The following is a 7,982-nucleotide window of genomic DNA, read 5'->3' on the forward strand; positions in this document are numbered from 1 at the left end:
GGGAAGGAGGAATCATGGACGCCGGAGTTCTTGCCGGGCTGATCCTGGTCGCCGGGATCGCTCTTCTGCTCCTGATCGGAGCCCCGATCAGCATTGCCGTGGGTCTGGCCTCGACGCTGGCCATGTTCGTCGTGGTCGGCGCCGAGAACGGGGCCCTCACCTCGGCGCAGCAGATGTTCCGGGGCATCAACTCGTTCGCGCTGCTGGCCATACCGTTCTTCGTACTGGCCGGGGTGATCATGAGTAGTGGCGGGATCGCCATGCAGCTGATCAACGCCGGCAAGGTGCTGGTCGGCCGGGTCCCGGGCTCGTCCGCCCAGACCACCGTCGCCGCCAACACGCTGTTCGGAGCGGTCAGCGGCTCCTCGATCGCGGCGGCCGCCGCGATCGGCACGACGATGGGTCCGGTCCAGGCCAAGGAGGGCTACGACCGCAACTTCTCCGCGGCCGTCAATGTCGCCTCCGCGCCGGGCGGGATGCTGGTCCCGCCGAGCAACCTGATGATCGTGTACTCGCTGGTCTCGGGTACCTCGGTGGCGGCGCTCTTCATGGCCGGGTACCTGCCCGGGATCCTGTGGGCCATCGCCTGCTCGGTCATCGTCTACCTCTATGCCCGCAAGCGCCCCGAACTGAAGGAGACCCAGCGGATCGGCTTCGCCGAGGGAGCCCGGATCCTGCTCGTCGCGACGCCGTCGATCCTGCTGGTCGCGGTGGTCATCGGCGGCATCCTTCTGGGGTACTTCACCGCCACCGAGTCGGCCTGTATCGCAGTGTTCTACGCCGCGATCCTGTCGGCGATCTACCGCACCATCAAGCTCCGGGACATCCCCGGGATCCTGATGGAGTCCACCCGGATCACGGCCGTGGTGATGTACCTGGTCGGCGTCTCGACCATCATGGGGTTCGTCCTGTCGTTCTCGAAGATCCCCGAACTCGTGTCCGACACGATGTTCGGGTTCAGCGAGAACCCGGTCGTGCTGCTGCTTCTGATCGCGTTGATCCTGCTGGTCGTCGGTTGTTTCATGGACGCAACCCCGGCCATTCTGATCTTCACCCCGATCTTCCTGCCGATCGTCACCAGTTTCGGGGTGGACCCGATCCACTTCGGCATCATGGTGATCTTCAACCTCAGCATCGGCACGATCACCCCGCCGGTCGGGACCGTGCTCTTCGTCGGGGCGAAGGTCGCGGACGCACCGATCGAGGGCGTCGTCCGTCAGCTGCTGCCCTTCTTCGGTGTCCTGGTCGGCACCCTGATCATCGTCATCTTCACCCCCAGCCTCTCGCTCTGGCTGCCCGAAGTCTTCGGCCTGATGCCCTGAGATCCGCTACGCCTGAAGGAGACCCATGGAACAGCGCTTCGCCACCAGTCCCGAGCACGTCCCCGGAATGAGCACCACCGAACTGCGCGACCGCTACCTGGTACCCGGTCTGTTCGTGGACGACGACGTCCAGGCCCTCTACACACATCACGACCGGGTGGTGGTGGCCGGCGTGAAGCCGGTGACCGGGCCGGTCGCCCTGCCGACGTTCCCCGAGATCGTCAGCAAGTACTTCTTCGAGCACCGCGAAGCCGGGATCGTCAACGTCGGCGGCCCCGGCACGATCACCGTGGACGGCACCAAGTACGACGCCGAGCACGGCGCCTGCCTGTACGTCGGGCGGGGTGCTGTCGACGTGGTGTTCGAGTCGGCCGACGAGACCGGTCCGGCCCGGTTCTACGTGTTCTCGGCCCCGGCGCACACCAGCTACCCAACGACGTTTGTCGCGCCCGGAGAGGGAACGGTCCGGGAACTCGGCGACCCGGAGCAGTCGAACCGGCGCACCCTCAACCAGTACATCCACGAGCAGGGGGTACGCAGTTGCCAGGTGGTGATGGGCGTGACCACCCTGCACACCGGAAGCATGTGGAACACGATGCCGGCGCACACCCACGCCCGGCGGACCGAGGTTTACCTGTACTTCGACCTGCCGGCCGAGGCCCGGGTGGTGCACCTGCTCGGCGAACCCGGCGAGACCCGGCACCTGGTGGTCGGCAACGAGGAGGCGGTGATCGCGCCGAGCTGGTCCGTGCACTCCGGGGTGGGCACCGCCAGCTACAGCTTCGTCTGGGCGATGGCAGGAGAGAATCAGTCGTTCGACGACATGGATGGTTTCGCCATCGCCGACATGCGCTGAGGCGCCCGCCTAGACAGGTAGATCCGACATGGCCGAGAAGACTGCCCAGCTGAGCCCGCCCGAGCCGCTGACCGGCGGCGCGAACGCGAGCGAGAAGACCCTGCTGGTGCTGGAGGCGGCCATGACCCACGGCCGGTTCTCGGAGGTCGTGGAGGCCACCGGTCTGGCCAAGGCCACCACCCACCGGATCCTGGCCACGCTGATCGAACGGCGGTTCGTCACGGTCGCCGCCGACGGCAGCTATCTGCCCGGGCCGAAGATCCTCTCGCTGGCCGGGCAGGCCCTGCAGCGGATCGACATCTCGGCGATCGCCCAGCCTTTCGTGGACGCGCTGGTCGACCAGGTGCACTGCACGGTCCACGTCGGCGTGGCCAACGGTGACGAGATCGTCTACCTGATCCGGGCCGACTCCGACAAGCCCTACCGGATGCCCTCGCGGGTCGGCCTGGCCATCCCGATGCACACCTCAGGCATCGGCAAGGTGGTGCTCAGCGGCTACACCGACCACGAGCTGGAGCGGTTCGTGGCCCGGGCCGGACTGCCGGCCCGGACCCCGAACACGATCACCACGCTGAGCGGGCTGCGCACCGAGGTGGCCCGGATCCAGCAGGTCGGCTACAGCCTCGACCGTGAGGAGAACGTGCCCGGCGTGACCTGCGTGGCGGCGCCGATCCTCGACTCCACCCGCCGGATCAAGTACGGGCTGAGCATCTCCACCCTGACCCTCGAGCACACCCCGGAGGAGGTCGAGCAGATGGCCCCACTGGCCATCGAGACCGCCGCTCAGATCTCGAGCGCCCTCGGGTACACCCCCTGAACCTTTCCGCACCCTTTCCGCACCACCAGGAGAGAGCCCCGCCATGACGAACCCTGCCACCAGCCCCGCCGCCTACCTGACCCGCAGCTTCACCTTGGAGGGCAAGCTGGCGGTGGTGACCGGTGCCAGGCAGGGGATCGGGCTGGCGATTACCGAGGCGCTCGCCTCGGCCGGTGCCGACATCATCGGCGTCAGCAACGACCTGCCGCTGGGAGAGAGCGCCGCCCGCACCACGGTCGAGCAGGTGGGCCGCACCTTCACCCCCCTGCGCGTCGACCTCTCGGTGCGCGACGAGGTGAGCAAGCTCGCCGCCGACCTGGCCGGGCGCCAGGTCGACATCCTGGTCAACAACGGTGGCACGATCCGCCGGGCCGCGGCCGCCGAGCACTCCGACGACGACTTCGACTACGTGATGGACGTCAACCTCCGCTCCACCTTCGTGCTCTCCCGCGAGGTCGGCCGGACGATGCTGGAGCGTGGCTCCGGAAAGATCGTCAATCTGGCGTCGATGCTCAGCTTTCAGGGCGGGGTCAACGTCCCCGGCTACACCTCGTCCAAGTCCGCCGTCGCCGGCCTGACCAAGGCCCTGGCCAACGAGTGGGCCGGCCGGGGAGTCAACGTCAACGCGGTAGCCCCCGGCTACGTCGCTACCGCCAACACCCACGACCTGCGGCAGGACGCGGAACGCAGCAAGGAGATCCTCTCCCGCATCCCGGCGGCCCGCTGGGCCGAGGCTGGGGACATCGCTGGGGCGGTGTTGTTCCTCTGCTCCAGCGCGGCTGACTACGTCAACGGGATTGTGTTGCCGGTGGACGGGGGGTGGCTGGCGCGCTGAGTGGACGATCGGGTCAGAACGGAGTCAGATGATGACACCGTGAACGGCCGGCACCGTTTCGCGAGGTGAACGCGAACGTCATTGACGGTCTTGGAACCGACGGTCAGGCAGCAGGACCGCTACCTTCGGGCGTCGACCTGGCGGCCAGCATCAGCTTGACCCCATACCCAATAGCGAACAGGGGGCCGAGCACGGGAATCAAAACGGCTGCGAGCACCACAGCCAGACCCACGCGGATCTGCTGCCCCTTGGCCAACACGACCAAGGCTACTGCGATCCCAGCGAAGGTGATTGCAAAGAAAGCAATCTCAAGTCCAGTGAGTGAAAACATTTCAGAGCTTCCACTTCTTGACGATCGTCCCGTTGCCGCTGATCTTCAGTCCCTGCACACCAGACTTCATGCTCTGCCCCGTGACCTTCAGCGTGACTTCGGTGCGGCAGGTGGCCGTCCCGTCGCTGTTCAGCGACTTGGTGTTCTTCGACGTGTACTTCCGCGTCGGAAGATCGTTCCCGATGTCGTTGCTGCATGAATTGATCTTGGTGACATTGTTGTGGTGATAGTTGACGTTGATCGTAGTGCGCACCGAAGCGTAGGTGACCATGAGGATCTTCCAGTCCTGCTGGTACCACACGCTGCGCTTGCCCTTCGTAGCCGCCGCAGCGAGGCTGAACATCCCAGCCCCCTGGACCTCCGCCGCTGAGGCGGTTGAAACCTGCTCCGTAACCTCGAGTTCGGGATACTGACGCTCGAGACTCTCAGCTGCGCCAGGAACACCGAACTTGGGGTCTTCAAGAATCTCGTTGACCGTGTCCTTCTGCTCCTCGGACAACGCATTCCAGATGTTCAACTCGCTCTTTGGCAAGTGCTCCGCCGCCTGCTCGGCGACAGTCGGCGCTTCATCATCGCCCGTTACGGCGTATGCGGGTGCTGCTGCGCCGACGACACCAAGGGCCAAGGCCCCGGCCAGTGCCGCGCGTGCCCATTTCCAGTGGTTCATCGACCTGTCCCTCACGTGCGGACCGCTTCCTGCGGGCCAAGCGTGACTATGTCAGCCATGATCCAGTCCCGTCAAAAGACTTCACATCCTATTGAAATCAATCCGGGTAACCACTACGTGCCGCAACGTAACTACTGAATGATGATCGACGGGCCTTGGTGACTTCCGGCGGGATGCCGCGTACCAGACAGGCCAGGACGCTGGACCCGCAGATGCCTGAGGGCCTCAGAGTGTTCTTGGCCAACCAGGACGCGCAGGCCAGGACGTGTTCGACAATCTCGCGGAACGGGAACCCTGCGTTGATCGCCCTGTGTACTCCACAGCTCACAGGCCATTTCCAAGGTGGGACAGGCGGGGTTCGAACCCGCGACCTACGGATTATGAGTCCGCTGGTTCGGCGGCAGATGTGGTGGCCCTGAGCTGGGAGGATGCGACGAGGGCATACTGAGTGTCCGGCGCTTGGGGGCATATTGGGGGCCAGTCAATGGGGGTTCGCGCTTGCGTACATGTCAGGCCGTTGGAGCAGCTCCCTGTGACCTGAGACAAGCTGTCCCGGATGCCCGACACCACTGCGTACGCGGCCTCGACACAGCCGGATGCTTTTCTACTAAAATGACATGCAAGCCACACGTGTGGGCAAAATGGCGCCATGACCCCGGATGACGTGACAGCCACGGCTGATGACTCGGTTCTGGACATCGACGAGGGTCACCTTAAGGTGCCGCTGCTAGCCGTTCTCTGGCTCTCCCCCGAAGACGAACACAGCCTCAGGCGTACCGCAAAAGCGCCGCGCACCCCCGTCCAAGATGCTCACGCAACTGACGGGCAACCGGGCGACGATGGAATCCCCACAATTTCGCTAATGGCACGCCAAGTACACGAGCACGCCTGGAAGTCTGGACAGAGCGCAGGCGCACTCCTTGTCTCCCCAGCACGGATCGGGGCCGCCGACACCAACCGCCTTATCGGTCTTGGGCGCATCACCGCTTTGCGGAAGGGGAACAACGCTGAGAAGCGGCGTCTCGTGATCGCACAGGCCGAACAGCTGAGCAACCCAATCCACTGGGACACGCTCGTCAGCCGGCTGGCGGAAGACCGTCGCGCCCAGCTCGCCGCCCTGGTTAAGGACGTAGTCCGACCCTTACCGCAGATCCTCACGCAGAGCCTCCTAGCTACCCTCACCCAACTGGACGGGGGTTACGCCCTTAGCCGCCTTCGAAAAAAGCTGTCTGAGGACGATGACGTACTGGAAGCCGCCGACCGGGATCGGCAAGACCGCGTCGCTACGAGCATCAAAATTTTCGGATTGAATTACGCCCGCAGCATGGCAGCCCCGGAGCTGGTCCCGGGGCATAATCTGCCCGACCTCATAAAGCGAACTAACTCTCTCTGGGAAACCAAAATAATTCGCACTGACAGCCGCCATCTCCTACCCGGCTGGGAGAGAAAAGACGCCGATGACGCCTGGTTTAGTTTCACCAATGGTGGTCGCCGCCTCTATCTTTTAGAGGCTCACGCAGACGTGGAGGAATCCAAGTTGGGTGGCGATCTGATTTATCTCCGCCAAAACCCTGATGCAATGGTCATTGTGCAGTACAAGCGTGCGACCATGGGCGCGAAAGTAACCGAGGCGCACTGCAAGGTCGATGACCGTTTCGCAGATCAACTCGCCCGCTTATCGCCCATTGATCAGATACGCGAGAATACGGCTAACTTGCAAGGGCGGGATTACCGACTCTCCTCTGGATCCGGCTACGTCAAACTCATCGAGGATCGACCGCGGGTGCGGGAGCCGGGACACGTTTATCAGGGCTACTACTTCCCTGTTGAATACTTACATCGCCTGCTTCGCGAGGCTGAAGGCACTCTGTCCATCGATCTCGAGAAGGATCGGTACCTTGATTCACAGACATTCATACGGTTGGCGGCGGACGGATGGATCGGCAGCTCCGGCACCGACACACACCATCTGCTCGATCAAATCAAAACGACAGGCATCCTTACGCTGGACGAGGACGTCACCATCGCGGTTGACACGCCGCTTTAAAGCGGTTTGCCTTGGATAAGAACATTTCAACCAGTCGCAGGCTGAATCCGACGACTTTTAAGAACAAGGTATCCAACTTCGTAGCGCCGACACTGCTGCAGCTGACACTCGCGACTGGTGGCTCGAGTCGACAACTCATGCTGTGACGCGGGCCCAGGTCGAAACGAGCGTTGGCAGGAAATGACCGGTGCCGTGACCCCCGGTTGCCGCGTCTCAGCGAAGCCGCGAGCAGTGGCCGACAGCTCCAAGGGAATGAGCTTTCATGCAGCCATTACTGTAGGGGCCACTGCCTGCTGAAGGCCCCCGGGGGCCATCTGAGCTGCGCGGACAAGTTCCGGTAGATCCGCTCTTCCGGGTGACAACCTGATGGCCTAATCACTTTGGCATGCGAGTGCCGAGGGAGACTGCATGCGGTCCGCCTCAGGCCCTCGGGCTCTATCCGACAAACCACTCCACTTGTGGACTCCCGGGGACCGTCTTCGGGTTTCCGAACTGGAAGAGTCGGCCATTCGAGCCTTCAAGATGAAAAGGTCCGGCATGAAGCTGTCCGAAATCGCCCAGATTTCCAAAGAGGAGGGCGACTTCGCCCAGTCTGAGACTGCTGTCCATTCTCATCATCGCCTGGGCCACTTCCTCTCCCTGCGAGGCGAACTGGATCACGCACAATTAGCCGTTATCTGGCGGAATAGTCACTCACGATCCGAAAGGCTTGGAGAAGGACTGAACCGAGACGAGTTCAGAGTTATCGATAAGCCGGCTGACTTCGATGTCACAACCCTCGATGCGAACCGGATTATTCACCTCTTGACAAAGAATCGTGCAACCAGTGACGTAGATCAGATCCTAGAATCTTCGAAATCGCGCGCCGAAGCCTGGGATAGGCTGGCTGCCCGAATGACCGGCGTCACCCCCCGGTCGGCAATGAAGCGGGTACCCGCGCCTCGCAGGCCCGACTCCCCGGCGCGACGCGGAGCGTGGGCAATCCTTGTTAGCTCGCCCGAAACTCATATCTTCGGACCATTCGAGACCCGCGACCAAGCCGCGGCTGCTGGTGCAAATCTCGAAGGTCGCATCTTTCTTATGAGCGAGTACCCGACGACGTGACAG

General features: G+C 63.3%; 8 protein-coding genes. 6 read left to right on the forward strand and 2 right to left on the reverse strand.

All coding sequences use genetic code 11. The features are described 5' to 3' along the window. Nucleotides 1-14: 14 nt before the first annotated feature. The 4 genes from QSK18_RS24555 to QSK18_RS24570 are packed head-to-tail and all read left to right on the forward strand — an operon-like array spanning nucleotide 15 to nucleotide 3,830. A complete protein-coding gene (locus QSK18_RS24555; RefSeq protein WP_232813484.1) occupies nucleotides 15-1,322 on the forward strand; it encodes a TRAP transporter large permease in 1,308 nt (435 codons plus the stop codon). A gap of 25 nt (nucleotides 1,323-1,347) precedes the next feature. Beyond that, nucleotides 1,348-2,178 (forward strand): 5-dehydro-4-deoxy-D-glucuronate isomerase, encoded by an 831-nt coding sequence (gene kduI, locus QSK18_RS24560; RefSeq protein ID WP_285623779.1) that lies wholly within the window; start codon nucleotides 1,348-1,350, stop codon nucleotides 2,176-2,178. A gap of 28 nt (nucleotides 2,179-2,206) precedes the next feature. Further along, nucleotides 2,207-2,995, forward strand: a complete 789-nt coding sequence (locus tag QSK18_RS24565; RefSeq protein ID WP_232813486.1) for an IclR family transcriptional regulator — start codon at nucleotides 2,207-2,209, stop codon at nucleotides 2,993-2,995. A 43-nt stretch (nucleotides 2,996-3,038) separates the two neighbouring features. Further along, nucleotides 3,039-3,830, forward strand: coding sequence for an SDR family oxidoreductase (locus QSK18_RS24570; RefSeq protein WP_285623781.1), 792 nt, complete (start codon nucleotides 3,039-3,041; stop codon nucleotides 3,828-3,830). Nucleotides 3,831-3,933: 103 nt separating this feature from the next. Here the strand turns inward: QSK18_RS24570 and QSK18_RS24575 are convergent, their stop codons facing one another. Next, nucleotides 3,934-4,161 carry a hypothetical protein gene (locus tag QSK18_RS24575; protein WP_232813488.1) on the reverse strand — a complete coding sequence of 76 codons (228 nt, stop codon included), beginning with the start codon at nucleotides 4,159-4,161 and terminating at the stop codon, nucleotides 3,934-3,936. A gap of 1 nt (nucleotide 4,162) precedes the next feature. Next, a complete protein-coding gene (locus tag QSK18_RS24580; RefSeq protein ID WP_285623785.1) occupies nucleotides 4,163-4,828 on the reverse strand; it encodes a hypothetical protein in 666 nt (221 codons plus the stop codon). 649 nt (nucleotides 4,829-5,477) lie between these two features. On the opposite strand from QSK18_RS24580, the gene QSK18_RS24585 reads away from it, so the two are divergent. Both QSK18_RS24585 and QSK18_RS24590 read left to right on the forward strand, forming a co-directional pair. Further along, nucleotides 5,478-6,875: a hypothetical protein gene (locus QSK18_RS24585; protein WP_285623787.1), complete on the forward strand. Its 1,398-nt coding sequence runs from the start codon at nucleotides 5,478-5,480 to the stop codon at nucleotides 6,873-6,875. 537 nt (nucleotides 6,876-7,412) lie between these two features. Then, entirely contained in the window at nucleotides 7,413-7,979 is a 567-nt protein-coding gene (locus tag QSK18_RS24590; RefSeq protein ID WP_285623790.1) for a hypothetical protein, read from the forward strand. Nucleotides 7,980-7,982: the final 3 nt, after the last annotated feature.

Source organism: Kineosporia sp. NBRC 101677 (assembly GCF_030269265.1).
In the GTDB taxonomy this organism is placed as follows: domain Bacteria; phylum Actinomycetota; class Actinomycetes; order Actinomycetales; family Kineosporiaceae; genus Kineosporia; species Kineosporia rhizophila.

What these genes read in the sequence shown, in the direction of transcription:
- QSK18_RS24580 (WP_285623785.1), bottom strand. Translation starts at nt 4,828, where the DNA reads ATGAACCACTGGAAATGGGCACGCGCGGCACTGGCCGGGGCCTTGGCC.
- QSK18_RS24585 (WP_285623787.1), top strand. Translation starts at nt 5,478, where the DNA reads ATGACCCCGGATGACGTGACAGCCACGGCTGATGACTCGGTTCTGGAC.
- QSK18_RS24565 (WP_232813486.1), top strand. Translation starts at nt 2,207, where the DNA reads ATGGCCGAGAAGACTGCCCAGCTGAGCCCGCCCGAGCCGCTGACCGGC.
- QSK18_RS24555 (WP_232813484.1), top strand. Translation starts at nt 15, where the DNA reads ATGGACGCCGGAGTTCTTGCCGGGCTGATCCTGGTCGCCGGGATCGCT.
- QSK18_RS24590 (WP_285623790.1), top strand. Translation starts at nt 7,413, where the DNA reads ATGAAGCTGTCCGAAATCGCCCAGATTTCCAAAGAGGAGGGCGACTTC.
- QSK18_RS24570 (WP_285623781.1), top strand. Translation starts at nt 3,039, where the DNA reads ATGACGAACCCTGCCACCAGCCCCGCCGCCTACCTGACCCGCAGCTTC.
- kduI (WP_285623779.1), top strand. Translation starts at nt 1,348, where the DNA reads ATGGAACAGCGCTTCGCCACCAGTCCCGAGCACGTCCCCGGAATGAGC.
- QSK18_RS24575 (WP_232813488.1), bottom strand. Translation starts at nt 4,161, where the DNA reads ATGTTTTCACTCACTGGACTTGAGATTGCTTTCTTTGCAATCACCTTC.